General features: G+C 58.6%; 22 protein-coding genes and 2 pseudogenes. 11 read left to right on the plus strand and 13 right to left on the minus strand.

Annotation, left to right across the window (positions count from 1 at the left end):
• Nucleotides 1-59: 59 nt before the first annotated feature.
• The 3 genes and pseudogenes from AC3WOG_RS14360 to AC3WOG_RS14370 form a co-directional block, all read left to right on the plus strand.
• A pseudogene (locus AC3WOG_RS14360) lies at nt 60-170 on the plus strand (DUF2844 domain-containing protein); the annotation flags it as partial.
• 64 nt (nt 171-234) lie between these two features.
• The gene (locus AC3WOG_RS14365) at nt 235-963 is read left to right on the plus strand and encodes a hypothetical protein (protein ID WP_492578622.1); all 729 of its coding nucleotides are present in this window, start codon (nt 235-237) and stop codon (nt 961-963) included.
• A 16-nt stretch (nt 964-979) separates the two neighbouring features.
• On the plus strand, nt 980-1,183 hold the full coding sequence (locus tag AC3WOG_RS14370) for a hypothetical protein (RefSeq protein WP_492579805.1): 204 nt from the start codon (nt 980-982) through the stop codon (nt 1,181-1,183).
• 325 nt (nt 1,184-1,508) lie between these two features.
• Here the strand turns inward: AC3WOG_RS14370 and AC3WOG_RS14375 are convergent, their stop codons facing one another.
• The 4 genes from AC3WOG_RS14375 to AC3WOG_RS14390 all read right to left on the minus strand — a co-directional run bounded on the left by AC3WOG_RS14375 (nt 1,509) and on the right by AC3WOG_RS14390 (nt 6,413).
• Nucleotides 1,509-2,621 carry an NHL repeat-containing protein gene (locus AC3WOG_RS14375; RefSeq protein WP_492578623.1) on the minus strand — a complete coding sequence of 371 codons (1,113 nt, stop codon included), beginning with the start codon at nt 2,619-2,621 and terminating at the stop codon, nt 1,509-1,511.
• Between the two features lie 281 nt (nt 2,622-2,902).
• Entirely contained in the window at nt 2,903-3,781 is an 879-nt protein-coding gene (locus tag AC3WOG_RS14380; protein WP_492578624.1) for a PKD domain-containing protein, read from the minus strand.
• A 1,036-nt stretch (nt 3,782-4,817) separates the two neighbouring features.
• Nucleotides 4,818-5,528 carry a lysophospholipid acyltransferase family protein gene (locus tag AC3WOG_RS14385; protein ID WP_492578625.1) on the minus strand — a complete coding sequence of 237 codons (711 nt, stop codon included), beginning with the start codon at nt 5,526-5,528 and terminating at the stop codon, nt 4,818-4,820.
• 327 nt (nt 5,529-5,855) lie between these two features.
• A complete protein-coding gene (locus AC3WOG_RS14390) occupies nt 5,856-6,413 on the minus strand; it encodes a Uma2 family endonuclease (RefSeq protein WP_492578626.1) in 558 nt (185 codons plus the stop codon).
• A gap of 598 nt (nt 6,414-7,011) precedes the next feature.
• Here AC3WOG_RS14390 and AC3WOG_RS14395 point away from each other — a divergent pair.
• Entirely contained in the window at nt 7,012-7,221 is a 210-nt protein-coding gene (locus AC3WOG_RS14395; protein WP_492578627.1) for a hypothetical protein, read from the plus strand.
• A 286-nt stretch (nt 7,222-7,507) separates the two neighbouring features.
• On the opposite strand, the gene AC3WOG_RS14400 is transcribed toward AC3WOG_RS14395, so the two are convergent.
• Nucleotides 7,508-7,732 carry a hypothetical protein gene (locus tag AC3WOG_RS14400; protein ID WP_492578628.1) on the minus strand — a complete coding sequence of 75 codons (225 nt, stop codon included), beginning with the start codon at nt 7,730-7,732 and terminating at the stop codon, nt 7,508-7,510.
• Nucleotides 7,733-8,120: 388 nt separating this feature from the next.
• On the opposite strand from AC3WOG_RS14400, the gene AC3WOG_RS14405 reads away from it, so the two are divergent.
• Entirely contained in the window at nt 8,121-8,297 is a 177-nt protein-coding gene (locus AC3WOG_RS14405; RefSeq protein ID WP_492578629.1) for a hypothetical protein, read from the plus strand.
• Between the two features lie 85 nt (nt 8,298-8,382).
• On the opposite strand, the gene AC3WOG_RS14410 is transcribed toward AC3WOG_RS14405, so the two are convergent.
• The gene (locus tag AC3WOG_RS14410) at nt 8,383-10,371 is read right to left on the minus strand and encodes an acyl CoA:acetate/3-ketoacid CoA transferase (RefSeq protein ID WP_492578630.1); all 1,989 of its coding nucleotides are present in this window, start codon (nt 10,369-10,371) and stop codon (nt 8,383-8,385) included.
• A 342-nt stretch (nt 10,372-10,713) separates the two neighbouring features.
• Here AC3WOG_RS14410 and AC3WOG_RS14415 point away from each other — a divergent pair, with 342 nt between their 5' ends.
• Entirely contained in the window at nt 10,714-11,349 is a 636-nt protein-coding gene (locus AC3WOG_RS14415; protein ID WP_492578631.1) for a malonic semialdehyde reductase, read from the plus strand.
• Nucleotides 11,350-11,688: 339 nt separating this feature from the next.
• Nucleotides 11,689-12,564: an SDR family oxidoreductase gene (locus AC3WOG_RS14420; RefSeq protein ID WP_492579806.1), complete on the plus strand. Its 876-nt coding sequence runs from the start codon at nt 11,689-11,691 to the stop codon at nt 12,562-12,564.
• 327 nt (nt 12,565-12,891) lie between these two features.
• On the opposite strand, the gene aspA is transcribed toward AC3WOG_RS14420, so the two are convergent.
• The 4 genes from aspA to AC3WOG_RS14440 all read right to left on the minus strand — a co-directional run bounded on the left by aspA (nt 12,892) and on the right by AC3WOG_RS14440 (nt 18,249).
• Nucleotides 12,892-14,310 (minus strand): aspartate ammonia-lyase, encoded by a 1,419-nt coding sequence (gene aspA, locus AC3WOG_RS14425; RefSeq protein WP_492578632.1) that lies wholly within the window; start codon nt 14,308-14,310, stop codon nt 12,892-12,894.
• Between the two features lie 93 nt (nt 14,311-14,403).
• A complete protein-coding gene (gene cuyB / locus AC3WOG_RS14430; protein WP_492578633.1) occupies nt 14,404-15,873 on the minus strand; it encodes a cysteate racemase in 1,470 nt (489 codons plus the stop codon).
• Nucleotides 15,870-17,159: a dicarboxylate/amino acid:cation symporter gene (locus AC3WOG_RS14435; protein ID WP_492578634.1), complete on the minus strand. Its 1,290-nt coding sequence runs from the start codon at nt 17,157-17,159 to the stop codon at nt 15,870-15,872. The genes cuyB and AC3WOG_RS14435 overlap by 4 nt, the downstream gene beginning before the upstream one ends.
• A 178-nt stretch (nt 17,160-17,337) precedes the next feature.
• Nucleotides 17,338-18,249, minus strand: coding sequence for a LysR substrate-binding domain-containing protein (locus AC3WOG_RS14440; RefSeq protein ID WP_492578635.1), 912 nt, complete (start codon nt 18,247-18,249; stop codon nt 17,338-17,340).
• 36 nt (nt 18,250-18,285) lie between these two features.
• Between AC3WOG_RS14440 and AC3WOG_RS14445 the strand changes: the two are divergent.
• A pseudogene (locus AC3WOG_RS14445) lies at nt 18,286-18,723 on the plus strand (glycosyl transferase family 1); the annotation flags it as partial.
• 104 nt (nt 18,724-18,827) lie between these two features.
• On the opposite strand, the gene AC3WOG_RS14450 reads toward AC3WOG_RS14445, so the two are convergent.
• Nucleotides 18,828-19,382 carry a hypothetical protein gene (locus AC3WOG_RS14450; RefSeq protein WP_492578636.1) on the minus strand — a complete coding sequence of 185 codons (555 nt, stop codon included), beginning with the start codon at nt 19,380-19,382 and terminating at the stop codon, nt 18,828-18,830.
• A gap of 256 nt (nt 19,383-19,638) precedes the next feature.
• Here AC3WOG_RS14450 and AC3WOG_RS14455 point away from each other — a divergent pair, with 256 nt between their 5' ends.
• The 3 genes from AC3WOG_RS14455 (at nt 19,639) to leuA (ending at nt 23,178) form a co-directional block, all read left to right on the plus strand.
• Entirely contained in the window at nt 19,639-20,259 is a 621-nt protein-coding gene (locus AC3WOG_RS14455) for a cadmium resistance transporter (protein ID WP_492578637.1), read from the plus strand.
• A 62-nt stretch (nt 20,260-20,321) separates the two neighbouring features.
• Entirely contained in the window at nt 20,322-21,191 is an 870-nt protein-coding gene (locus AC3WOG_RS14460) for a class I SAM-dependent methyltransferase (protein WP_492578638.1), read from the plus strand.
• Nucleotides 21,192-21,459: 268 nt separating this feature from the next.
• Nucleotides 21,460-23,178, plus strand: coding sequence for a 2-isopropylmalate synthase (gene leuA / locus AC3WOG_RS14465; protein WP_492578639.1), 1,719 nt, complete (start codon nt 21,460-21,462; stop codon nt 23,176-23,178).
• Between the two features lie 363 nt (nt 23,179-23,541).
• Here the strand turns inward: leuA and AC3WOG_RS14470 are convergent, their stop codons facing one another.
• Together AC3WOG_RS14470 and AC3WOG_RS14475 are read right to left on the minus strand one after the other, a co-directional pair.
• Nucleotides 23,542-24,309: an amino acid ABC transporter ATP-binding protein gene (locus AC3WOG_RS14470; RefSeq protein ID WP_492578640.1), complete on the minus strand. Its 768-nt coding sequence runs from the start codon at nt 24,307-24,309 to the stop codon at nt 23,542-23,544.
• Complete coding sequence (locus tag AC3WOG_RS14475) at nt 24,309-24,986, minus strand: amino acid ABC transporter permease (protein WP_492578641.1); 678 nt, start codon at nt 24,984-24,986, stop codon at nt 24,309-24,311. The genes AC3WOG_RS14470 and AC3WOG_RS14475 overlap by 1 nt, the downstream gene beginning before the upstream one ends.
• Between the last annotated feature and the right edge of the window lie 8 nt (nt 24,987-24,994).

Below are 24,994 nucleotides of genomic sequence, written 5' to 3' on the forward strand. Positions count from 1 at the left end.
TAGCCTGTCAGGCAGCCCCTACATCATCGTCAGGGCCTTGTTTTAAAAGACGCTTTCCGGCCTCGCCGCAAACCCTGCTGAACGGCGTGCTGCGCATGCCCACACTGACCGATGCGGGCAATACCACCCTCAACGAATACGCGTCGAGCACGGGCCAGATCATCGCGTACGTCCGGATATGTCCTGTAGTGAACTGTGACCAACTGAGCGAGCGAGCATAAATGCTCGTTTTGTATGGATTTAGCCGACCAACCGCTTCCGAATCATACCTGGACACGTACAGGCGTATCGCTCCAGGTTTTCCGGCGAATCGTCGGCAAGATGAGAGTGCGTGACGCTGTTGTCGATTTCGACATTGCCGGAGTCAAGCGTGGCGGACTTCTTGAAGCGGCACTACGGTCTCTCGAATGCCCCGTCGGGGAGAACACCGTCCGCCCTCTCATTGCCTTGCTGAATTCCGCCAAACTATCCTCACAGTGCATACGCTTCCTGAGCACTTCTCCGGCTGATTTGGATTCGGCTGATGTCCTGAAGTGTTTCCAACTTATCGAAGATGCCATCGCGTTAAGCGGCACCACTCACAAATCCCATGACTCGTATTCAACGAACATCCATTCTGTTCTCGCGTCTTGCGAAGTCCCGTTAAAAGACGGGCGAAAAGTTGCCAACATAAAATTCAAATCACGATTTCAAGGCAACCCTCCTCCCATCGCCAAGAATGTGTGGAGGGAATTCAGCATACCCAACCATCCGGACCCCGACTTGCGCACCCCGCTCGTATTTCGGGACTTCGACTCAATCAAGGACCGCAACGATAAGGCCGCGGCTACCGTGCAAAAAACGAAATATTTTATCGAAAGAAAATGCGTTGAAGTTTTAGACGCGCATCAGGCGCTCGTTACTGGGATACGAAACCTAAAGGGTGAAGATATACCGGAGCTAGAGGAGCTATATTTCAGATGACGTGCACAGGGATTGACTGAAAAGCTACCGCATCTGGGGGCATGCCATAGCCAGGCAGGAAGACATCCTTCAGCATGGGCGATACGCCGGAAGCGGGACCATCACGCAACACAACGAGCTCGTCGAAGCCTCGGCCGTTCTCGCCTATTTCGAAACGGAAGAAGAGGCTCAACTCGCGGGACAGCGATGGGCACGTGCGTGGGTCGATAACCACAGCTAGCGTCCGGCATTCCGAAGGCCTGAAACAACAAATGGCCCATGGAGGGCCATTCGTTCTTCAAAACCGTCGATGCCATGCGCCAACGCACGAATCGCTTTTGCTGCACAACCTCGACGATTGCTCCAAAAGCAGCAGAACGAGGCCGGCATCACGCACATGGCAGTCTCCCGAGGGTTTAACTGGAAACAACACGCAATTCAGGCCGGCGCCTTAACGCTAGGCGTTCCGCTGGAGCTGCTCCGCGTTGCCGCGTTGAAACACTCGCTGTCAACAAGCAAGGCCTGACAGCTTGCCAGGCCCATCCTGCCCATGCCTCACGTAGTTTCTAGTTCCCGTAGTTAAGCGTCCCGGGGTCGCTGTTCCTGAAGATTAAATACCACGGTTGCTGAAGGGGGCCGTTGGCCTTGACGATGACGTCGCACACCTTGGTCGTGGGGTCGCAACGCCGCAACTGACCTGTCGTCGAGGGGGTGTTGCCAGTGATGGGGATGTACAGATTGCCGCCGGGCCCAAAAATGAGTGCCTGGGCAAAGGCCCTGGGTTGGGGAGGCGTAGATAACACGAGCTCATCGACGAGCGCACCGGTCTTGCCATCGAGTTTGAGGATTTTGTCGCTATCGCTCGTACTCGCGCGGAAGCTTGTCACCCACACGTTGCCTGCGCCGTCGAAGACCAGGCCTTCGGGGCGATGTAAATCCGCAACAGTGGCGGTGGACGCAAACACATCAACAAATTTTCCGATGTTGGCATTGAAGCGCAAGATGTATCCGGGCAACGGCTTAAAAAGCGGGTCCGTCGGGTCCAGGCAACCCGACGACGAGACGTATAGAAGACCGTCCGGGCCAAACACCACGCCGCGCGGATGGAATTCGTCGGTGAATGCTCTCCGGTCTAGATTCCCCAGAAATGCGCCCGTATCGTTATATTCCTTGACGTTGCCTTCATTCTTGCAGTTGCTAGCCTGGTCGCCGAAATCGGCCACGTAAAAGTGGTTGCCGGGCCCCCCGCGCACGATGCCGCGCGGCGCGAAGGGCGCGCTTCGGTCGCTCGAGGCGACAAGCTTGCCGACAAATGTGCCTGTCGTGCCGTCAAATCGCAGAACCTCGCCGGAAAGGTTTCGGTTTACATTCTGATTGACGACCACGAGTTGCCCATCCGTAAAAATCATCCCCCTGGGCCCGTTCAGCCCGGCACTACCTGCAGCGACAAAAGCGCCAGGATAGATTCCGTTTGAAACGTCGAACTGCTTGACGGAGTTGTCCCCGGCATCGCCGATGAATAGCGCCTGCGCTTCCGCCCGCGTGGCGTGACCAACCGACCACGCACTGAACCCTACCGCTGCGGACAACAGGATGGAGCGCAGCACCTTGCGATAAGTTGACCGATGTTTTGGCTGCGGGAAGCCGCAGCGCGAAGAGACGAGAGAACGTGCAATCATTTGATGCCTCCATTTAATACGTTGTTTACTGCGTGTGACGACACAAACGTCGCGGTAAGTGCGGCGTCGACTGCCTAAGGCGTTCTATCCGCCGTTTGCCGGTGTCGACGAAACCGAATCATGGGTCGTTGCGGAGCCGGCCGCACCGGCACTCTCGCCACCCCCGCATCCCGCCAATACCGCTGTAACCAATATCGCGATTGTCAATGCCTGCAATGCTCTGTTGACGAGCGGGACCGAGTCATTCATGGGGACCTCCAACGAGGGGCGAAACTGACGAGTTATTCATCGCTATCGAGAAAACGCAGACGGCCACGGAGGTGCCTGCTGCTTTCGAACATTGAGCAAGACCGAGGGCGGCCTTTCCAACCTCTGTCTGCTGGCTCAACATCCACTTTCACCGTCGCGGGTTTGCTGCCGCTCTGGCCATCATTGACGACCTGCGAGAACACGTACACCCCCGCGACCGATGGCCTGAACGTCGGGGTGGCCGTGGTTGCGCCCGACTGCGTCACGGCTGGACCTGAGACCTGCGTCCAGAGAAATGCCAACGGCTGCGGCGGAGTGTCCGGGTCATAACTCTTGCTGCCATTCAGCGTGACCAGGTGCCCTACCTCTGCGTCCCGCGTGGGCCCGCCATTGGCTATCGGTATCGCATCGGCCGCAGTGGTGAACGTCACAGTATCGACCCCGAAGAAGGCGCCTCGACCGTCATGAATCTGGACCATGGCAATCGGGTTGCCCGTGGAGGTGACGGACACGAACGTATTAACGGCATCGGCGGGCGCAATCGCGTGCCCAACCAGGGCACCCGAAGCGTCATAGGCGTAGATGCCGACATTGACCCCCACGCCCTCCGAGAGGTAGGCCGACACCGATTGAACGTTGCCGGTGATGGTGGGGTTCAAGGTGAACGACATCAGGCCAAGTGGCGAGTAGGCTATGTTCGGCGGGGTGTTGGCAGACCAAGGGCTGGCTTTGGCCGCTAAAGCGGTCGCGCCAGAAACCAGCACCCCAAGATTCTGGTACTGGTTCGTAACACCGGTTCCCGTTTGAAACTCATCGAAAGTCAGCGTCGTCGTGGTCAGCGCGCTCGGCGCTGCACTCAGACCCATCAAAAGCGACAGCACGCCCTGCAGGGAAAGAAGAAGTCTGCGCACGGCCATACTCTTTCGAAGAAAATGGTTTCGGCGGGGTAACAACCGGCTTCGCACGGCGTGCCGCGTCACGCGCCTCTCCGGATGAATCAAAGGACGAGCAAACGCACAGGCGTGGTGCCTCGATGTTTCGGACGCCGTAGAGACAAGCGCGTGCGTTACGCCGGAGATGGCGCGCGGTAGGGCGCTACTGACGGGGTATCGAGAGTGTGTGCTGGAAGCAAGTGTCCATAGTCGCCGCTTAGTCTTAGTTCACTACACCGCCCCGGACACCAAGCAAGCCCACGATGAGGTGAGCGGTACTTCTATTTGATTGTTGATAAACGATAGACGAGCATTTGATGGATTGCAAACCTCTACCGGGAAAACGGTCCATTGAAGTCAGGCAATGAAAATATGGCTAAAACCCTCATGGAATAGGGACGCCGTGTGTTTCAAGTTTCCGTAGTCTGAGCAATACCGGGCGAAGTCAATCGCTGAATTTCATACGACTATTGGCGCTCGAAACGAGCCAATTCGTGAAAGCGTCTTCGAGTTTAGAGCGAGTGCCGGATTATGGGTCGCCAAAAGGCACGCTCAAGATAGTTTGGAAAAGGAGGCTGCACGGAATATGTCTAATTTAACGAATGCGACAAATTGCCTGATGATTATTCACGCAGCGCTGGATGCGGACGCGGCGCCCCCTCCAACGCCACTTTCGGCTTTTTCGCGAGTGGTAGCGTTTCGTCTCATGCGGCAATATCCAGGAAGACGTGATATTCGCCGCCCAGGTAATTGACATCGCTTTCGTCCGAAAATGCGATGCACCTGTCAAGGGGTAACTCCGTCATAATGCCGTCGGGTAATCAAGAACGATGGCCCGCACTTCACTCGTCGGCCGGGCAACACATGACAGCGACGGTCACCCGCTCGGTCTGCGTACATTGCGATGCTTAGTACCCAGGACCTTTCCGCGAGAGCAACACAGCGCGTGTCACGTGACGCCGCCCCTCTCCGACCTGACCATGGCAGACGCGAAAGACCTTTGGCACGGCGGCCGTCAGAGCGTCAGCAATTCTGCCTTCATCCAGTCGTGAACTGCGCGACTTAATTCCTGTTGCGACGTGTCTTGGGAAGGGAATGCGGGACCGACGACCACCCGGATGTGCCCCACCCCGTGAGGCCACCCCTTCGCGGGCCAAACTTTTCCGGCGTTGTGCACGACAGGGACGACCGGAGCGCCGGTCGCGCATGCCAGACGAATGCCACCCGACGTCAGTCTCAATGGTGCCCTGTGCGGCACGCGGGTGCCTTCCGGAAATATGACTACGACGTCGCCCTTTGCTAGCCGCTCGGCACACTCCTGTGTCACTGCCAGATGGGCCTGGCGCGGCGAACCACGATTCAGGCTGACCATGTCGAGGCCACGCAGCACCCATCCGAAGAACGGAATACGCAGAAGGTCTTCCTTGAACACAAAGCTGATGCGTCGTGGAAACAGTGCGAGGAATGCCAGAGTCTCCCATGTGGATTCGTGACGGCACAAGATTATTGATGGCCCTTCCGGAAGATGCTCGAGTCCTTCCACCGAACAGGTGATGCCAGGTAGCCAGCGCATCGCGGCAACCATCGCACGACACCACTGCGCCGCAAGCCAGTAGCGACCGGACCTTCCGACGAAAGGGAATAGCATCAGTATCCCTATCGAGTAGAACGTCCCGCTGCCGAGCAGGCAGACAATGAACAGCCATTTGACGAACGTAGAGCGCATGGTGAGCCGAATGAAATGGGGGTGGCAGGGGAGGCTTTCGCCGCTACCGACAGAGACTGTGCGGTAGGCGATACGTTGGCGCGTTGGCGTCGCTGCAGTGGCCTGGCGCAGCAGGAAGTGATGAAGCGGCTCAGCCCCGGCGACTAAGTGGCATCGACTCCGCGAGTACCTAAGCAGCCCGTTCGCTGGTTCCACCGGCAGCCAATTTCATGCCCACTCTACGGCTTTGTCGAGCGATGGTTACGCGAAGTATTCAAGCGAACGAGTTGCCGTGTTGAACTGCTGATGACGTTCGCCCTGTGCGGACCTCATGTGAATGATACGTTCTCAACAACGAACGCTGAGAATGGAGGACACGTCACCTTCTTCGAAATACATGCGGTCAAGCGATAGCGTTATCCCGAAAATCGAACTTTGCCGCTGGCCCTTGCTACCCCAGAACTCAGTCTCTCCACGCTGGCCGATGACAATGACTTCGGCAGCCCCGCCTTCCAGGTAGGCCTGGACCCTCCGGTCGATGTCACGGGTTCTGTCACTATCGAGAAGCACCTCGACACAGAGGTCGGGCACGAATGGCACCGGGTCGTCGCGGTCGAAGCCTTCCCACTTGTCGCACGGCATCCATACGACGTCCGGGACCCTGATGCCAAATGACCGGGTCGAAACAGCCACCGACATTGCGGCGAGATGACCCATGTGTTCGGTCAGGTGACAGTAGACATCTGTGAGCACTATCTGGCGCCTGGCAGACGGGGAAGGATTCAGAACAGCCTCGCCGAGTTCGTCCAGCTCATAGCGGTAACGCTCGACAAATTCTGTATGCGGAATGAGGCGACGCCAGGCTGCGAGCAGTTCATAGCGGTCCAGAAGAGCAGGCGTGGCCATAGTCATCTCGCGAGGAAGTCACCTAAGCGTAAACCCTCCCCGAGCGATTTGACAATTATTTTATTTTTGTGCATTGCACAAATATAGCTATGGTAATGCGCGCATCCGGCATATGATTCTTTCGCATTGACCGCATCGTCCGGCGCGCTTTATCCCTATGCTGCGGGCAATCAAGGTCTAATTCTCACCTGGTTTCCCAGATTTGTTGTGCAGCGCAGTGGCAGGGCACGAAGACCGCAATTCGCGCCTCTCGCTCTGATGCTTTACGATGTCAAACAAGGCATTGGCCGCCAGGGTGCACCACGAGCACCATGCGCTCGCTCGGAGAAGGGTTGTTAAGCCCGAACATGCGGACCCTGGCGACTCCAGCCGTGGTAAGCCGTAACGCTTTTTGGTGTGCAAGCCGCGAGCCTTCGCTGCGAGCGCTGGCACTATCCGTACCTGCCCGGGTGTTATGTGTCCCTCCCAGGTAAAGACATCAAAAAGCGCCTTCGGGGCTGCCAACAGGTCCCTCCGGCGACACAGGACGGCCACAGGGAAAGCCGTGAGCCAAGTCCGTGCGGCATGAGCCGTATCGGCTGAAGACAGGAAGTCCAACATGAAACTTGACGACGCCACTTTCCGGCAACTGCGCCGTCTCGCCCCGGTCCTCGACGACTTGCTGAACGCAGGAGAGGTAGAGCATGCCGACCAGGCGGTACATCTTGCTGCGCTGGCGCAACTCTGCTCGCACCTGTTCGACGCGTATCAGCGCCAGTACCCTGATGAGACGGCGCAGGCGCGCCTCGACGCAGTCGAGTCGCAATAGCCCAAGCCGTCCTGGTTGTCCTGGTTGTAAGGTCCGTTCGTTAATCGACACCGGAATCAGCAGACGTGCCGCTTTTGCCCCTGAGCACCGGGCAGCCTGCGCATCACGATAAACGAAAGTCAAGCGCCTCTTTTTGCCAGTCAGCCCGACCACCCTTCAACCTGAGCTGGAGCGGTGCGAGGATTCAGACTGGCGGAAGGATTCATGACGCGCTCGCCAAACGCTTGTGTGCGTTGCGAATGGACATGCTGCCAACCGCCGACCAGGACGACACAGACGGGACGAATCATTGCTGCCGCTTATGCGAAAGCAGGCGGTCGAATTCCTCACGCGCATCGCGCAGTTCCTGCGTGGCGGCAAACCGCGCGAGTTCAAGCGTCGACGTTTGCACAACTCCATTGCCATCAAAATGCTTTTCCAGCGCAGCCGACGCTGCCTGCACTTCCCGTGCGGCGTCAGCGACGCGCTCAAGCGCCACGGCCTCCGGCGACGCCGTGATTTCTGCCGTCATGTCCTGGTCACCCGCAACGTCATGGTTGATTGGACATCACCGTTGCCCGACTTCTTTCCGATTGCGTGTTGACGCCAACACAATATCGACCCACACACGGACGTCGGACTGACCATGTCTGGCAATTTCAAAGAAAGGTGTTTCAGTAGCAACGATTCGCGGCCCGCTCTGATGGTCCAGCCGAGTTTCGTTATCCGGTTTGCGCCAGATGGCAACGAACATCGGCGACTGATGGACACACTGATGTCGTAAAACAAAATTAACACTCGTTGGTCTCGCAGCGAAATCCACCTTGCGCGCTACTCACTCGACTCAATGGGCAACCGGGGCTGATTGTCCCTGTCGTTCAATTTCACGTCGCCCCACTGAGAGATTCCCGGAGCCCACGATGACCGCAAAGCACAAGTCTGCGTCGAAGAGCACCAACTCGTCGGGTGACTTTGACACGGATGCAGAGGGCGAACTCGACGTCCAGTACGTGAACTGCCATCCGAATACAGGGCTTTTGCCCTACTTCGAGGCACGTGACGTCGCGGCGCACGAAACCTTCAGCTTCCAGGCCTAACGCACCCAGACTGCCTGCGGCGGCGGCACCTTCATTCTGGATGAAGGCTGGGGCCGCCGTCGCTGATGAACAGGGGAGAGCCGGGTCACTCTGCATGCGCCTTGGCTTCTTCAGGGCTTTCGTAGATATAAGATGCAACGCTTCGCCGTTGCAACGCATCCCCGAGCTTCATTCTGAGGAAGCTGCTAGTCGTATACCTGGTAACGCCGGAATAAAAGCGATTCACCAAGTCCGTCACCATGTCTGAATACGCGTCGATAACTTCGGGACGGATGGAGAAGTTGTCGTAGTTGACTATGGCGTATGGCTTCACCCCAAGGCCCGACAAGTTTGACTCCACCTGTGACCGGATGGCCTCGACGTCATCCACGCTTCTAACCTCATGTCCCTCAAAGTTGATGAAGAACATATTCTTCGTGGAGTCGTAGCTGAATCGTTCGCTCAGCCGCAGGCTGAGCAGAGTGGCCCGCAGGCCCATCGGCACGTCGCGGAAAATGCGCGCGTCCATTACCCGAGGCGGCGTTTTGATGACCGGCGTAAAGCCCATCTGCGAAATGATGTCACCTTTGACGTCAATGCCCGGTGCAACCTCAACCAGCTCAACGCCGTCGCGAGTGAGCTGGAACACGCAGCGCTCCGTTATATAGAGCACGGATTGCCCTCTACTTACTGCATACTCCCCGCTGAAGGTCCGGTGCTCAACGGAGTCGACGAACTTCTGACATATACCTTCCCTGAGGATTTTCACCGTGCCGTTTTGAATGGCAATTTCCTGCTTCCCGGCGTTGAACGTGCCGACGAACACCACCTTTTTGGCGCTCTGGCTGATATTGATAAACCCTCCCGCACCAGCCAGTTTGGGACCGAACTTGCTCACATTAAGATTGCCCTGCCTGTCTGCCTGGGCAAGACCAAGGAAAGCAATGTCCAGCCCTCCGCCGTCGTAGAAGTCGAACTGGTAGGGCTGGTCGATGATGGCCTGTGTGTTGGTTGCTGCGCCGAAGTTCAGTCCGCCTGCCGGAATGCCGCCGATAACGCCTGGTTCCGTTGTCATCGTAAAGAGGTCGATGACCTGTTCTTCGTTTGCAACGCTGGCGATTCCTTCGGGCATGCCGATACCCAGGTTCACGACGCCATTGGCCATCAGTTCGAACGCTGCGCGCCTCGCAATGACTTTGCGCTCACTCATGGGCATGGACGGGATGGAACTCGCTGCAACCCTCAATTCGCTCGAGTACGCCGGACTATATGGTTCGGCGAACGTCTGCCAATGGTTCTCAGTCTTCGCAACCACCACGCAATCGACCATGATTCCGGGAATCTTGACCTCCCGGGGACTCAAGCTGTTCGCATCAGCCACGCGTTCAACCTGCGCGATAACGATGCCTCCCGAGTTACGGGCCGCCATCGCAATGGATAGCGCCTCCAACGTCAGTGCCTCCTTTTCCATCGTGATGTTGCCGCTGGCATCGGCGGTCGTACCCCGGACAATTGCCACGTTTATCGGAAACGTCTTGTAAAACAGGTATTCGCTTCCGCCAACCGTTATCAGGCTTACCAGGTCTTCGGTCGTCCTTGCGTTCAACTTCCCTCCGCCGTGCCGCGGGTCGACGAACGTGCCCAGGCCAATGGTCGAAAGGTGTCCAGGTTTGTGCGCCGCAATGTCCCGAAACAGGTGGGAAATCACCCCTTGCGGGAGGTTGTACGCTTCGATACGCCCTTCTATGGCCAACTGCTGCAAACCTGGAACAAGCCCCCAATGGCCGCCGACCACCCTGCGCACCAAACCGTCGTGGGCGAAATGGTTCAAACCTTTTGTCTTCCCATCACCCTGTCCGGCTGCGTAGACCAAAGTCAGGTCGAAAATCGATGGAGCGCCGGCCACCTTGCTCTCAAGGAAGAGCTGCTCAAGCGCGACAGCCACTTCTTCCGCAAAGCCAATCCCCACAAAGCCGCTGGTGGCAACAGTGTCTCCGGGATGTATGAGCTGCACCGCTTCCCGGGCCGTCACAATTTTTCCGCGCTCGACACTTCGCGCGGACGCGGGGAACGGGTGTTGAAAACCTGCGCTCATGATGTCTCCGCTGCGCGCCTGAACCTATCCGGCGCTGTCTGATTATTGGTCGAGCGCGGCGCGGCCCGGAAGATTCAGGGTCGAGCGCTTGCCCACGCGGTATTAGCCTAGCGCGAGACGAACACAAATGCTTGCTCCTTGACGACATTTTTCGGCCCGAACGCGGTGATGGTGCCGGAAGAACGAGCAAATGATCAAGAGAGAGGAAGACGAACCACCGAAGCGGTCGGTGGCTACTCCTGTCGGACTCGACAGAATAAACGCGGGAGCTGCAACTACAATTCTGTTATGCGGGAGCGCACCGTGCGTGGTCACCGCCGTCTTCCCATTCGAGGAGGTTTCATGAACAACATACTGAATGATGACGGGCTCAATCTTCTGTTCCGTGAAGCACGCACGCATAGTGCGTGGCTGAACCAACCGGTCGCCGATGAAACACTGCGGCAACTTTATGACCTCATGAAGTGGGCTCCCACCAGCGCCAACTGCAACCCCGCAAGAATCGTTTTCCTCCGCACGAAAGAGGCCAAGGAACGGCTGGTGCCAGCCCTCTCCCCGGGGAACGTAGACAAGGTGATAAGCGCCCCTGTGACGGCCATCATCGCCTACGACCTGAATTTTTACGAAAAGCTGCCCACGCTTTTTCCGCACAACCCCGGCATGCGCGACCACTTCGCCAGTGCGCCGGAACTGGTCGACACGACCGCCAAGCGCAATTCCTCTCTGCAGGGCGCGTATCTGATTCTCGCCGCTCGTGCACTGGGGCTCGATTGCGGGCCGATGTCCGGCTTCGATAACGCGAAAGTCGACGAGGAATTTTTCGCAGCGGGGAAAAGCGACCGGGGCACCGACGAAGAGTTCTTCCCGGAAGGACACCTCAAATCGAACTTCTTGTGCAACCTGGGCTACGGCGATGCTTCTACTCTGTACCCGCGCGGCCCGCGCCTCGATTTCGACCAGGCCTGCACCCTTATGTGACCCACGCAACATTCGACGGAATTTGTTCACGTACGCGCGGTCGTTGTTTCAACCGGGCGCGCGTGACGTGGCTTGACCGCGCCGCATCAACTGGCGCTGCCCGAAACATCCGGTTTCAGAACTCACAACGCGGGGAGCAACATTGCGGTCACCTCCGCATTTATCCAAACGCTCCTGCTGGGCTTCGGTCTCTCCACGTTCGTCCGTCCGAAAGACGCGTTTATCCGCAAGCGCGCTCTAACCGGACGGCATCTGCTGGTCATTGTCACCGTCTGCACTGACCCCAGCGCTCCAATGACCGCAGAAGCGTATGCTGTTGTGAATCATCAGGAGACAACCATGAGCCTTGCTGGCAAGACACTTTTCATGTCCGGCGGCAGTCGCGGCATCGGACTCGCGATTGCACTTAAAGCCGCACGCGACGGCGCGAATGTCGTGATTGCCGCGAAGACCGCCGACCCAGACCCGCGTCTCGAGGGTACGATTTATACGGCGGCTGCCGCTGTTGAAGCTGCTGGTGGCAAGGCGCTCCCGCTCGTTGTGGATATTCGCGACGAAGAACGCGTGAAAGCCGCAGTTGCCGAGACCGTTGGGTTGTTCGGTGGCATCGATATCCTCGTGAACAATGCCAGCGCCATTCGACTGACTGGAACACTTGACACACCCGTCAAACGGTACGACCTGATGCATGGGGTCAATGGCAGAGGCACGTTCGTGTGCGCGCAAGCGTGCCTGCCTCACCTCCTCAATTCGTCGAACCCGCACATCCTCACGCTGTCACCGCCATTGGTCAGTGACGCGAAGTGGTTTAGCGACTTTCCGGCATACACCATTGCAAAATACACGATGAGCCTGTTCACCTTGGCGCTTGCCGGCGAGTTCAAGGACCGTGGTGTCGCGGTCAATTCACTATGGCCCAGAACTGCCATCGCGACTGCTGCTGTGCGAAACGAGATTGGCGGCGCGAAAATGATTGCAGCGTGTCGCAAGCCTGAGATAGTCGCCGACGCGGCCCACTATATCCTGACGCGCCCAGCCAAAGAGTGTTCGGGAAACTTCTTCCTCGACGACGAAGTCCTGCTGGCAGCCGGTGTGCGCGACTTTGCGCAGTACGACGTGCAGGCTGGGGCTGCATTGCAAGCAGATTTTTTTGTCGAGGCCTTGCCGGGCATGTTACCGGCGGACAATATGACGAAGCGTACCAAGGCTCCGTGAGACTTGCTCCAGGCGCCTCGGTCGGAATTCTTTCACTCAACAAAGCTGCCTTGCCGAATGCGTCTGGGCGCGGTCTTTGCGGACACTGTCGGAGTGGGACTGCTTGAAGTCGGTGCACCGCGAGATAATGTTTCCGTCCAGTGAACAACATTCACGAGTAGCGACGGCTTCTCATTGTGGACGAGACATCGAGCGTAGCCGCCGCGCAATGACGCGTGAGCGACAGAAGTCGAAAGGCACACAAGTAGCGCCAGTGGCAACCAGTTACATCCACCGGAACTTAAAGTCGATGACCGGAGCGAGCCACGCGCCCCGGTTGACTATTCTTTAAGCAGCCGACGCGGCTTTCCTCGGCTGGGTCAGCATGGCGGGCTGCAAAATCTCGTTGAGCTGAGATTGACTCAATAGCCCTTTGCTAATCACTATCTCCGCCACGCTTCGACCGGATGCAAGGGCTTCCTGTGCAACCTCCGTCGCATGCGTATACCCAATGTATGGGTTAAGCGCTGTCACGATTCCAATCGAATTTTCGACGATTGACCGCAGCCGGTCCCGATTGGCTGTGATTCCGTCGACACATCTGGACGCCAGCGTCAAACATCCTGCCCGCAGATGGGCGACACTCTTGAAGAGGCTGTGCGCGATGATTGGCTCGAACGCGTTGAGTTGAAGCTGCCCGGCCTCTGCGGCAAAGCTGACGGTCACATCATTACCGATGACCTCAAACGCTATCTGATTGACGACCTCGGGTATGACCGGGTTGACCTTGCCCGGCATGATGCTGGAGCCGGCCTGAACCGGTGGCAGATTGATTTCCCCAAGACCTGCGCGGGGGCCGCTTGAAAGGAGCCGGAGGTCGTTGCACGTCTTCGAAAGCTTCACCGCAACGCGCTTCAACACACCAGACAGTTGCACAAATGACCCGACATCCTGCGTCGCTTCGACCAGGTTTGGAGACGTAGTCAACGGAATACCGGTTACGTTGCTCAGGTGACGGCATACGAGTTGCGCATACTCGGGATGAGTGTTGATGCCCGTTCCAATGGCTGTTGCGCCCAGGTTAATCTCACAAATCAACTTCGATGCTTCCCTGAGACGCTCCTCGTCTTCGCCGAGCATGACAGCAAACGTGCTGAACTCCTGTCCCAACGTCATGGGAACTGCATCCTGCAGTTGAGTTCGCCCCATTTTCAGGTCGTCCCTGAACTCTTCGGCCTTCCGTTCGAACGATGCTCGAAGCACGGCCATTGCGTCTACCAGTTGCATGATTCCCGCGTACGTCGCGATTTTCAATGCAGTCGGGTATACATCGTTCGTGCTTTGCCCGAGGTTGACGTCCTCATTGGGATGAAGGATGTGGTACTCGCCTCGTTCGTGCCCGAGGTGCTCAAGAGCAAGATTGGCAATCACCTCATTCGCGTTCATGTTGGTTGAGGTGCCGGCACCGCCCTGAATGACGTCAACGACAAAGTGCTCGTGTGCGATACCGGAACGGACCTGCCTGCAGGCTTGCACAATAGCCGACATTTTGACCTCGCTGAGAAGCCCAAGGTCGTAATTCGCTAGCGCAGCCGCCTCTTTAACGTTCGCAAGCGCGTTGATGAGATTCGGATAAGCCGAAATAGGAATTCCTGTGATGGGGAAATTCTTGAGTGCGCGCAGCGTGTGGACGCCATAGTAGGCTGCCGCTGGTACGGCGAGGTCGCCGAGAAGGTCGTGTTCGATGCGTTCGATGGCCATAAGCATAGCTATCCTTAATAGGCAAAAATTTGGACGAAGTGCAACACCCGACGCCCGTGTACACCACAGGTCGGGGGAAAGAATGATTCGCTCGGTCGCTTATGGGCGGTGCGATCCCGATGCTGCAGTTGCGTATGCAACGCACTGCCGGGCAAGTACGTCTGTAGGGTCCACCAGGCGGACCGATGTGCCACTCGTACCGACGAAATCCGCCCGCGGAAGCAGTAGCGGCAACTCGGTGCAGCCAAGGATGACGACTTCTACGCCCTGGGAAATGAGTCCATCTATCGCAGCAGCGATATCAGACTGGCATCGCCCGGTCGTGAATCCTGCTTTCACGCCTTCCTTGCCATAAATTGCATCCATTACTCGCGCCTGCAAAGCCGGGCCCGGAACGACCTGCGTTAACCCTTGTGAGGAGAGCGCCTTTTTGTATACACCGCTTTCGACCGTACCCGAGGTCGCCAGCACGCCGACTGAACGCAGCGAGGGAAAGGTCTCGCGAAGGTAGCGGACAGTAACCGTCAGCATGTTCACGATAGGTATGCCGAGATAGGGCTGGATACGCTCGACGAACGCGTGAGCAGTGTTACATGGGATAGCAATGATGTCCGCATCTCCGGCTTCGAGCTTCTTGCATGTCGCGTAAAGGGAGATGGTCGGGTCAGGTCCATCGCCAATCAGGCTTTCTGTGCGGTCCGGAATCTGCGGGTTCTGCTCGACCAACAGTTTGATGTGGTCCTGGTCCCGTTTAGCGGGCGTGTTGCGCACTATCTTATGGATGAAATCGACGGTTGCCGCTGGTCCAACCCCACCGACTACACCGACCTTGAACAGCGTTTCGGGCGAAGAAAACTGACCCGATACTACGTATTGCGCATAGGCCAGATTCGAATCGAGTAGCGGCACCTGCAGCGGACCAATCTCCTCGGCTACCAGAGCGATTTCGGTCAGACCCGGGACAATGATGTTGACGCCCTGCGAGATGAGGTCCTCACACGCCTCGCGCAAAAGCTTCACCGGTAGGCCGCTCAGGTTCCCGCTCTTAACGCCCTCAGACCCATATACGGCTTCTGTGACGAGGTCCAGGCTCTCCCGGTGGCGGGGATAGACAACCTCAAACTCAGGCGGTGCAAAATATTTCTCAAACAAACCTTTCCTACGCGTGTAATCGGACGCCAGCACACCGATTCGACGCGCGGTAGGAAATTTTCGCCGAACGTGACTGCGAACAGCCTCAACCATGTTGACAATCTGAAGCGGTGAATTTGCCTTCAGCTCGTCGATGAACGTGTGACTGAGGAAGCAAGGAAGCACGACCGTCGTCACGCCTTGCTTCTCGAAGCGGCCAATCAGGTCGAAGATATACAGCTTGCGTTGCGTCGTGGCCTCAGTCCCAGTACCCAAACTCCCGAACGGATGCTGTTCGAATACCACGTCGAAGTGCTCCGCGTCGCTGGTAGCAGGAGTCGATTTGACGAGCTTGAAGAATACGTCCGCGCTTGCCAAAGGCCCCAGGCCACCCACGACCCCGAACTTGCGCACGTTCCTTTCCTTCACTTCCCTCATTCCGTCTCACCTTGCAGTTGAACGAAAGCAGTGTCGCTGGCGCGTTTCGCATGCCTGGCTGAGCGCTTGGCCTCCCACTTCGCGATGACGGCCGTTGCGATGCTGTTGCCAATCACGTTTGTGGCGGTTCGCCCCATGTCAAGGACCTGGTCGATGGCGAGAATGAGCACGACTCCGGACGGCGGCAAATGGAACATCGGTGCGACAGCAGCAACCACGACCACCGAGCCTCGGGCGACACCTGCCATTCCCTTGCTGCTAATCATGAGTACCAGCAACATCATGATTTGGGCACCCAGTGGCATATCAATGCCGAAAGCCTGTGCGATGAAAATCGCAGCGAATGCCTGGTACATCATCGAACCGTCCAGATTGAATGCGTACCCAAGGGGCAAGGTGAACCCGACAACCTTTTTGTCGACCCCGAACTCTTCAAGCTTTTCGGTCAGGCGGGGGTAAGCCGCTTCGCTGCTCGCCGTCGAGAAAGCGAGCATCGCAGGCTCCCGAACCGCCTTTAACAGCGCCCAAATCTGCTTTCCGAGAAAGCAATAGCCAACGATGATGAGAAGCGTCCAAAGAAGCGCCAGACCGACATAGAAGCTGCCGATGAGCTTGCCATAAGTGGTCAATACATCCAGGCCGTGTACCGTAATTGCTGCAGCGAGCGCGCCGAATACACCAATGGGCGCGAGGCGCATGACGTAGTCGGTCAGCTTCAGCATTGCGGGCACCAGGGCATCTACGCCTGCAATCAACGGCGCCACGCGTGGATCGGTCTTGATGACGCTCAGCACGACCCCAAACAGTACAGAAAAGACAAGGATTTGAAGGATGTCGTTTCGGGCCATCGCATCGATGATGCTCGTCGGAAACGCATGGGTTACGAAGTCCTTGAAGTTCAGGCCAGCGGTATTCAGACCTGTCGTGACATCGGCGCTTGTCTGGACCATATGTAACCCTGCGCCTGGCTGAAACAGGTTCGCCAGGACAAGACCGAGAGCGAGGGAGAGGAGAGACGCGCAAAGGAACCATCCCACCGACCTGAATCCGATTCGGCGTACGTCGCTTGTTCCCGCCATGCCGGAAAGTCCAGACACCAACGTCGCAAAGACCAGCGGCGCGATAATCATCTTCACAAGGCGAAGAAAGATATCGGTGATGATTGAAAAGTAGCCGGCGATGGCCTTCGCTTCAGCGGCATCCGCGACCGACCGGTGGCAGATGTATCCGACGACAACGCCGAGCACCATGCCGACAAAAATATAAAGTGTGAGGCGATTCTTCATTTGAATCCGTCCAGAGTGGCGCTCGGCGATGGGATGCATCACCGGGCGCATGAATGGCAAAAACGTCGCTGACTTAGCAGGTTTTTGTGTATGGACGGATGTTAAGGAACGTCAAAAATACGTTGATGCTATTACTGCATGCGCGTATGCGAGTTTCGCATAACCCGTGAAAACCCCATCAGGAGGGCTGCGAAGCAGCGCGAATGTGCCCCCAAAGCTTCTCCAGAAACTCGCTGCGATTTGAGGCATCGCGGTATACGCGCAGCTCGACCTCGAGATGCCATTCGGAGCGCCCGGCAGGCACCAGTTCGCCTGATTCGAGTTCGGTACTGATGGAACTTTTGGGCAGCCATGCGACCCCTTCACCTTCCATCACGAGTTTTTTCAGCACTTCCGCCATGTCCGATTCGTAATGAAGCTGCAGCGCCGGGGCAGCAGTTGCTTGCTCAAGCAGTAACGCAAGGCACCGGCCGAAATAGCTGGTTTCCGTATAGGAGATGAGCGGCAGTGGACGGTTCGCCGTTCCCGGCAACCGGAACGCAGGGGCTGAGCGTTCATTGGGTCTGCAGACCGGCATGAACGTGTCGACGCCTACGGTCAGATGCTGGTATCGCGCCGGGTCCAGATGCAGCGGCAACTCTGGATGGTGATACGCAAACATCAGTTCGCAGTTACCGTTGACGAGCATCAGAATCGAATCGTGCACGTTGGTCGGAATAACCCGAGCGCGTACCTCACCAAAGTGCGCGGTGAGCGTCTTCAGCCATGCAGGCAGAAAGCTCAGCGCGATGGTGTGGCCGGCCGCAATCTGCAAGCCTTTGCCGGCCATTCGTTGCTCGGTGCGGATGATGGCGCGCGTATCGAAAAGCTTCTCGAGTATGTCTTCGGCTGCTTCCTGGAACAGTCGCCCCGCTGGCGTTAGCGTCGGAGGAAAGCTGCTCCGGTCGATGAGGTCAGCGCCCACCCATTGCTCAAGCGACTGGATTCGCCGACTAAACCCTGACTGCGTCACATTCCGAAATTCCGCTGCCCGTGAAAAGCTTTGATATCGGGCAAGCGCGATGAAGTCTTCAATCCACTTGATTTCCATGTCTGGTCCTGTGACAAGCCGTAGCGCCTGCGAGACCGAGAGATTCTACGCCGGGCCGCTTCCTGGGTACCCGATACCGTCGCGCACGGTTTTCACGATTACGCGGCCTATCTGGCGCGCGTCAATCAATCCGATCTGTTCCTCAGCCCGTTTCCGTTCGGCAATACCAACGGTATCGTCGATGCGCTCACGCTCGGCTTGCCCGGCATCTGCAAGCGCGGGCCGGAAGTGTTCGAGCAGATCGACGGCGCGCTATTCGAGCGCGTAGGCATGCCGTCGTGGACCACTACCGACAGCGTCGAGGCTTACGTTACGGCAGCCGTGCGGATGATCGACGAGCATGATGAACGCACCGCGTTGCGGCAGCGCCTGATCGATATGCTGGCCGTGGAACGTTGCTTCGAAGGACGGCCGCAGGCGTTCGGCGAAAGCATGCTGAAACTGGTACGCGAAAACAAAAGCCGCCACGCGTAGGCGGCGGCTTGAGATCGATCAGGGTCCGGCCAGATCCGGCTGTGCTCGTTGAGCACCGGGCCTAAGCGGAGCACTGCCCGGAGAACCAGGCGCGGCGGGAAACGCTACTCCTCGGCTTCGCTGGCGGCGCCATCGGCGGGCGCGGCCAGCGATTCCGGCGCCAGCCAGCTGAATACGTTCAGCGCCGAGCCGTGGAACGTGCACTCCGCGGCGGCGGCCTTGATGGTCTTCTTCGGCTTGGCGGGTTTGAGCGAGACCGCCTCGGCCCCGGACGCGGAAGCCGACGACGCAGCCAAACTCGCCGATGCCTCCGAAGCGGCAGACACCGCGGAAGCCGCGCGCACACCCGACGCCGCGTGAGGCGCATTCGCCACACGCGCGGCAGAAGCGGCAGAAGCGGCTGTAGCCGCGGACGCTGCCGAGGCCGCCGCGACTTCCGACGCGGTCATCACATGCTCGATCGACCCTTCGACGACCACTCGCGAGCCGTCGATGCCGGCGCCCGTATGGGCGATCTTCAGCGTATCCGACGACGTTTCAGCCAGCTTGCTTCGCATCAACTGCTCGCACGCATCCGAGTTCTTGTAGACGGCCGTGCAGGCGGCCAGCAGCGCGGCAGCGGTCGTGACGCAGGCGATAGAGAGAATCCGAATCTTCATTGATGTTCCGTTTTTCAGGCCGTCGGCAATTGTAGCTTACGGCCCGCTCCATCGGCACCGGGGCGGCGCGGCACGTGCACGGCGCCAAACACCGGTGCGAACATCAGGCAAGACAACGCGACGCCTTGACCGCAACGCCGCGCATCGGCATCGTGTTGACCGGCCGCATTGCCTAAAGGTGCTGCCGCCACCTCCGCCTGGGTCCAGCTTGATGGTCCAGCTTCGTCTTCCACTCCGTACCGATCGGCTTTCCTGCATGCTCAGTCTCGCCCTGCTCGCCGTCGCGGCCTACGCCGCCACCAACATGGACAACCTGTTCGTGCTGCTCGCCTTCCTTGCGGAAGCGCGCGGCCGCCGGCGTCGCGTGATCGCCGGCCAGTTCGCCGGCTCGATAGCACTGATCGTGGTGTCGATCCTGCTCGCCGCGTTGTTGACGCGTTTGCCGGCCGGCTATGCCGGTCTGCTCGGCTTCTTGCCGATCGGTGTGGGTCTGAGCAAAGCATGGACGCGCTTTGGTCCCGGCAACGCACGTGACGACGAAGCAGCAGCGCACGCCGTCGCCGGCACGCCTGTATCGAACAACGGCTCGTCGTGGTGGACAGTGGCGTGCGTGGCCGTCGCCAACGGCTCGGACAATATCGCCGTCTATGTGCCGTTGTACGCGAGTCATTCGCACCGCGATGGTGCACTGATCTCGCTGGTGTTCGTCGCGATGATCGGCCTGTGGTGTGCCGGCGCGGTATGGCTGGTCGAGCATCCGTTGCTGGGCGCGCCGATCCGGCGCTACGGCACCGCGCTCTTGCCGCTGATCCTGCTGGTGATCGGCGTCTCGGTGATCGTGCACAACGATACGCTGCGGGCCGTGTTCGGTCTCTGAAGCATATCGTTATACCGATTCCCGATTTCTGTCCGGGACGAACGCGCCCGATAATAGGGATCATGAACGCCCACTCCACCTCCAAAGCCCGCGCGCGGCGTCAGACGCTTGCGGCATTGAGCGCCGCGCTGCTGCTGGCAGCATGCGCCGCACCGACAGTGTCGACACCGTCGGCCGCGCCCGATCCGGTTTCGCTCGACGCCGCGATTTCCGGCGCGCAGCGCAGCGATAAGGCCCGCGCACGCGACGTGTACCGTCATCCGAAGGAGACGCTGCAATTCTTCGAGGTCGCGCCGTCGCAGAGCGTGCTCGAGATCGCGCCGGGCGGCGGCTGGTACACGGACATCCTTGCGCCCTATCTGCACGACCACGGCAAGTTATACGAAGCGCAATACGACAGCCCGCTCGCGTCGGCGGCGGAAGAAGAACAGGCGGGACGAGCGGCATTCGCGCGCAAGCTGGCGGCCACGCCCGCCGTCTACGGCAACGTGGTGGTCGGCACGCTGCGAGCGGGCCAATTCAGCGGTTTCCCGGCGGATAACAGCGTCGACCGGGTGCTGACGTTCCGCAATATCCATAACTGGATCAAGGACGGCCAGATCGACGCGAATCTGCGCGCCTTCTATGCGGCGCTGAAACCGGGTGGCATCCTCGGCGTCGAAGAACATCGCGCGGCGCCGGGCACCTCGTTGCAGCAGACCATCGACACCGGTTACGTGACCGAAACCTATGTGATCGAACATGCGCGCGCGGCGGGCTTCGAATTGCTCGGCCAGAGCGAAGTGAACAGCAATCCGCGCGACACCAAAAACTACCCGAACGGCGTGTGGTCGCTGCCGCCCACGTACGAGGGCGGCGACGCCGATCGAGCGAAATATGCGGCAATCGGCGAATCGGATCGCATGACCTTGCGGTTCGTGAAACCGAAGTAAGCTGGGATTGCCGCGCCCCGAGCTTGACGCCATCCAGATAATGTGGTCCCATTGCGCACTATGTACCGCGCCCAGACCATCCTATCGCTACTACTAGCCCGCTCTACCGGGCTAGGTCTGCTGCTGCGCGCTTCCGTCTGATACACCTGAAGCACCGCTCAATTCCCCAGTAACTGACCCAGCCCCGGTTCCCGACCGGCGGCTATGCTTTTGTCTTTTTCGTCGTCCGGTCGACTACCCAGCTTTGTCGAAACCCAGGATGATGAAAATGTTGAAAAACCCTGCAGCCAAATACCGATCGTTCAAACCCGTCAATTTGACGGACCGCCGGTGGCCGTCGCGCACCATCACGCGCGCGCCGATCTGGATGAGCACCGACCTGCGCGACGGCAATCAGGCGCTGTTCGAGCCAATGAACGCGCAACGCAAGATGCGCATGTTCAAAACGCTGGTGCAGATCGGCTTCAAGGAAATCGAAGTCGCGTTTCCGTCCGCCTCGCAAACCGACTTCAATTTCGTGCGCGAGTTGATCGAAGGCGGCCATATTCCCGACGACGTCACCATCGAAGTCTTGACGCAAGCGCGCGACGATCTGATCGAACGCACCTTCGAATCGCTGCGTGGCGCGCCGCGCGCAATCGTCCATTTGTACAACGCGACCGCGCCTGAATTCCGCCGCATCGTGTTCGGCCTGGAAAAGAGCGGCGTGAAAGAGCTCGCACAAAATGCCGCGCGCACGATGAAGCGTCTCGCCGACGCCGCGCCGGAAACCCACTTCACGCTGCAATACAGCCCGGAAGTATTCAGTGGTACCGAACTCGAATTCGCGAAGGAAGTGTGCGATGCGGTATTCGATATCTGGCAACCGACGCCCGAGCACAAAGCGATTGTCAACTTGCCCGCTACGGTCGAAATGGCTACGCCGAATGTCTACGCGGACCAGATCGAATGGATGCACCGCAATCTCGCACGACGGGATTCGTTGATCGTCTCCGTGCATCCGCATAACGACCGCGGCACCGCGGTGGCCGCCGCCGAGCTCGCTGTAATGGCTGGAGCCGATCGTGTCGAAGGATGTTTGTTCGGTAACGGCGAGCGCACTGGTAATGTGGATCTCGTGACGCTCGCTTTGAATCTCTACACGCAAGGTGTCGATCCGGGTCTCGATTTTTCGAACATCAACGAAGTCGCGCGTACTGCTGAGGAATGCACGCAGTTGCCGGTGCATCCGCGTCATCCTTATGTGGGCGATCTGGTGTTCACCGCTTTCTCCGGCTCGCATCAGGATGCTATCAAGAAGGGCTTTGCCGCCCAAAAACCCGACACCATCTGGGAAGTGCCTTATATGCCGATCGATCCTGGCGATCTTGGGCGTACCTACGATTCAATTATTCGGGTGAATAGCCAGTCTGGTAAAGGTGGGATTGCCTATCTGCTCGAGCAGGGTTATGGGGTGGTGTTGCCGCGGCGCTTGCAAGTGGATTTCAGCTCCGCTGTGCAGCGGTTGACTGACGATAGTGGTTCTGAGGTGACGCCTTCCCAGATATGGGCGTTGTTTCAGCAGGAGTATGTTAAGAGCGATGCGCCGGTGCGGTATGTTGGGCATAGCCTGTCTGAGCGAGGCGATCGCGAACATATCAAGCTCACAGTCGAGATTAACGGCTCGCGGCGCGTTCTCGCTGGAGAGGGCAACGGGCCTCTCGACGCGCTGATGCATGCGATGGGGGTGCCGATGCGGATTCAGCACTATGAAGAGCGAGCCTTGGCTCAGGGCGCCGATGCTCGGGCTGTCGCTGTTGCTGAGATGGCCGGGGCCGATGTGGCGGGTAGCGCGTTTGGGGTTGGGATCGACGCCAATCTGGTTACCGCTTCTATTCGAGCTGTTATTAGTGGGGTTAATCGGGCTTACGCCCGGTGTGATGTCGCCGCGCAGGGGCGGTTTTTTGAGGTTGCTTTGAATGGGGAAGTTGAGCAGGCTGTTGTTTGATTTTTTGCTGGTTTTTCCTTGCTCTGGCTTCTTTGGCCTTTCTTCTGTTTGCCTACGGTGGTGGCCTTTCCTTGCTTTCTTTTTGGTTTATTAGCGTTCCCCCTGTGCGGGGGAGCACCTACTTTTCTTTGCCTGCCGCAAAGAAAAGTAGGCAAAAGAAAGCGGCTTTACACCGCCAGCTCTTAAGCGGGTCCCCTGGCTTGGAGGAGGCAGTGGTGCATCTGGAATCTGTGCCCTCGCACATTTTGCGTGAGTGACAAGGCAGTCATGCTTCCGGCGGCGCTGCGCGCGCCGTGGCGGTACTTCATCAAACCGGCCGGCGGGCGAAACGTCTTTCTCTCAGGTCCAGCCTTCCGGTTGGTTTCATGCGGTCCACTCGTCAGGCAGACTGTGCGTGAGCGTCGAAACGAAACGCGCCGTTTCCTCTTCACGCGGGCGCATGAAGACGTCGCGCGAAGCGCCCGCTTCCACCACCACGCCGTTATTCAGAAACACCACGTCACGCGCAATCGTCGCGGCGAGCCGTAAGTCGTGTGTCGCCATCAGCATCGTCATGCCTTCTTTGGCGAGTTGCTTGAGCACTTCCACCACTTCCGCGGCGAGGCCGGGGTCCAGCGCCGACGTCGGCTCGTCGCACAACAGCACTTCCGGCGACGGCGCCAACGCCCGCGCAATCGCCACACGTTGCTGCTGCCCACCGGAAAGCGTCGCGGGCCACACGTCCGCTTTGTGCGCAATGCCGACCTTCTCCAGCAATTCGTCCGCCCGTGCGCGGGCTTTTTCCTTGTCCCATTTCAGCACGGTCAACAGGCCTTCCATCACGTTCTGCCGCACGGTCAGATGCGGAAACAGCTGGAAGTTCTGAAACACCATGCCAGTGCGGCGGCGAATCGTCAGCACTGCCTCACGTGACGGTTTGTGCTCGCGGCTGAATTCGAGCCGCTGATCGCCGAGCTCGAGCGTGCCGGCCTCGGGAATTTCCAGCAGATTCACGCAGCGCAACAGCGTGCTCTTGCCGCTGCCCGACGGTCCGATCAACGCGGTGACGTTGCCCTGCGCCAGATGCAAATCCACCGAATCGAGTACCCGGTGGCCGCTGAAATACTTGTCGATTTTTTCCAGTCGGATCATCAGTTGCCTGCCTGGAAAAGTGCGTGGCGACCGAACTTGCGCTCGAGCCTGACTTGCGCCGACGACAATACCGAACTGAACACCAGATAAACCAGCGCGGCCTCGGTATAGAGAATCAGCGGTTCATAGGTCACCGACGCGATCCGCTGCGCGGCCTGAAATACTTCAGGCACGGTCAGCACGGCGGCCAACGAAGTGTCCTTCACCAGCGCAATGAACGAATTCGACAACGGCGGCAGCGCAACGCGCGCCGCTTGCGGCAGGATCGCGCGGCGCAGCGCCTGCGCACGCGTCATCCCCATCGAATACGCCGCCTCCCACTGCCCTTTCGGAATCGATTCGATCACGCCGCGAATCACTTCGGAGTTGTACGCACCGACGTTCAGCGAAAAGCCGATGATCGCCGCCGTCAGCGGATCGAGCACAATGCCCACGTTGGGCAGTCCATAGAAGATCACGAACAGTTGCACGAGCAGCGGCGAGCCGCGAAACAACCACACGTAGAAGCGCACGATCGCCACTGCCCACTGCGGTCCGAACAGCCGGACCAGCGCGATGATGAACGCGAGCGCAAGCCCGATCGCGAAGGATGCCAGCGTCAGCGGCACGGTGAACACGAGCCCCGCATACAGCAGGGGCCACAGCGACTGCGCCATCAAATGCAACCAGGCCGGCATGATTCAGA

The organism is Paraburkholderia sp. FW306-02-B (assembly GCF_058782725.1).

Bases quoted from the DNA above. Each gene is read 5' to 3' on its own strand.
- AC3WOG_RS14415 (WP_492578631.1), top strand. From the start codon at position 10,714: ATGAACAACATACTGAATGATGACGGGCTCAATCTTCTGTTCCGTGAA.
- AC3WOG_RS14450 (WP_492578636.1), bottom strand. From the start codon at position 19,382: ATGAAGATTCGGATTCTCTCTATCGCCTGCGTCACGACCGCTGCCGCG.
- AC3WOG_RS14385 (WP_492578625.1), bottom strand. From the start codon at position 5,528: ATGCGCTCTACGTTCGTCAAATGGCTGTTCATTGTCTGCCTGCTCGGC.
- leuA (WP_492578639.1), top strand. From the start codon at position 21,460: ATGTTGAAAAACCCTGCAGCCAAATACCGATCGTTCAAACCCGTCAAT.
- AC3WOG_RS14435 (WP_492578634.1), bottom strand. From the start codon at position 17,159: ATGAAGAATCGCCTCACACTTTATATTTTTGTCGGCATGGTGCTCGGC.
- AC3WOG_RS14395 (WP_492578627.1), top strand. From the start codon at position 7,012: ATGAAACTTGACGACGCCACTTTCCGGCAACTGCGCCGTCTCGCCCCG.
- AC3WOG_RS14455 (WP_492578637.1), top strand. From the start codon at position 19,639: ATGCTCAGTCTCGCCCTGCTCGCCGTCGCGGCCTACGCCGCCACCAAC.
- AC3WOG_RS14460 (WP_492578638.1), top strand. From the start codon at position 20,322: ATGAACGCCCACTCCACCTCCAAAGCCCGCGCGCGGCGTCAGACGCTT.
- AC3WOG_RS14420 (WP_492579806.1), top strand. From the start codon at position 11,689: ATGAGCCTTGCTGGCAAGACACTTTTCATGTCCGGCGGCAGTCGCGGC.
- AC3WOG_RS14390 (WP_492578626.1), bottom strand. From the start codon at position 6,413: ATGGCCACGCCTGCTCTTCTGGACCGCTATGAACTGCTCGCAGCCTGG.
- AC3WOG_RS14470 (WP_492578640.1), bottom strand. From the start codon at position 24,309: ATGATCCGACTGGAAAAAATCGACAAGTATTTCAGCGGCCACCGGGTA.
- aspA (WP_492578632.1), bottom strand. From the start codon at position 14,310: ATGCTTATGGCCATCGAACGCATCGAACACGACCTTCTCGGCGACCTC.
- AC3WOG_RS14440 (WP_492578635.1), bottom strand. From the start codon at position 18,249: ATGGAAATCAAGTGGATTGAAGACTTCATCGCGCTTGCCCGATATCAA.
- AC3WOG_RS14400 (WP_492578628.1), bottom strand. From the start codon at position 7,732: ATGACGGCAGAAATCACGGCGTCGCCGGAGGCCGTGGCGCTTGAGCGC.
- AC3WOG_RS14475 (WP_492578641.1), bottom strand. From the start codon at position 24,986: ATGCCGGCCTGGTTGCATTTGATGGCGCAGTCGCTGTGGCCCCTGCTG.
- AC3WOG_RS14375 (WP_492578623.1), bottom strand. From the start codon at position 2,621: ATGATTGCACGTTCTCTCGTCTCTTCGCGCTGCGGCTTCCCGCAGCCA.
- AC3WOG_RS14365 (WP_492578622.1), top strand. From the start codon at position 235: ATGGATTTAGCCGACCAACCGCTTCCGAATCATACCTGGACACGTACA.
- AC3WOG_RS14410 (WP_492578630.1), bottom strand. From the start codon at position 10,371: ATGAGCGCAGGTTTTCAACACCCGTTCCCCGCGTCCGCGCGAAGTGTC.
- cuyB (WP_492578633.1), bottom strand. From the start codon at position 15,873: ATGAGGGAAGTGAAGGAAAGGAACGTGCGCAAGTTCGGGGTCGTGGGT.
- AC3WOG_RS14405 (WP_492578629.1), top strand. From the start codon at position 8,121: ATGACCGCAAAGCACAAGTCTGCGTCGAAGAGCACCAACTCGTCGGGT.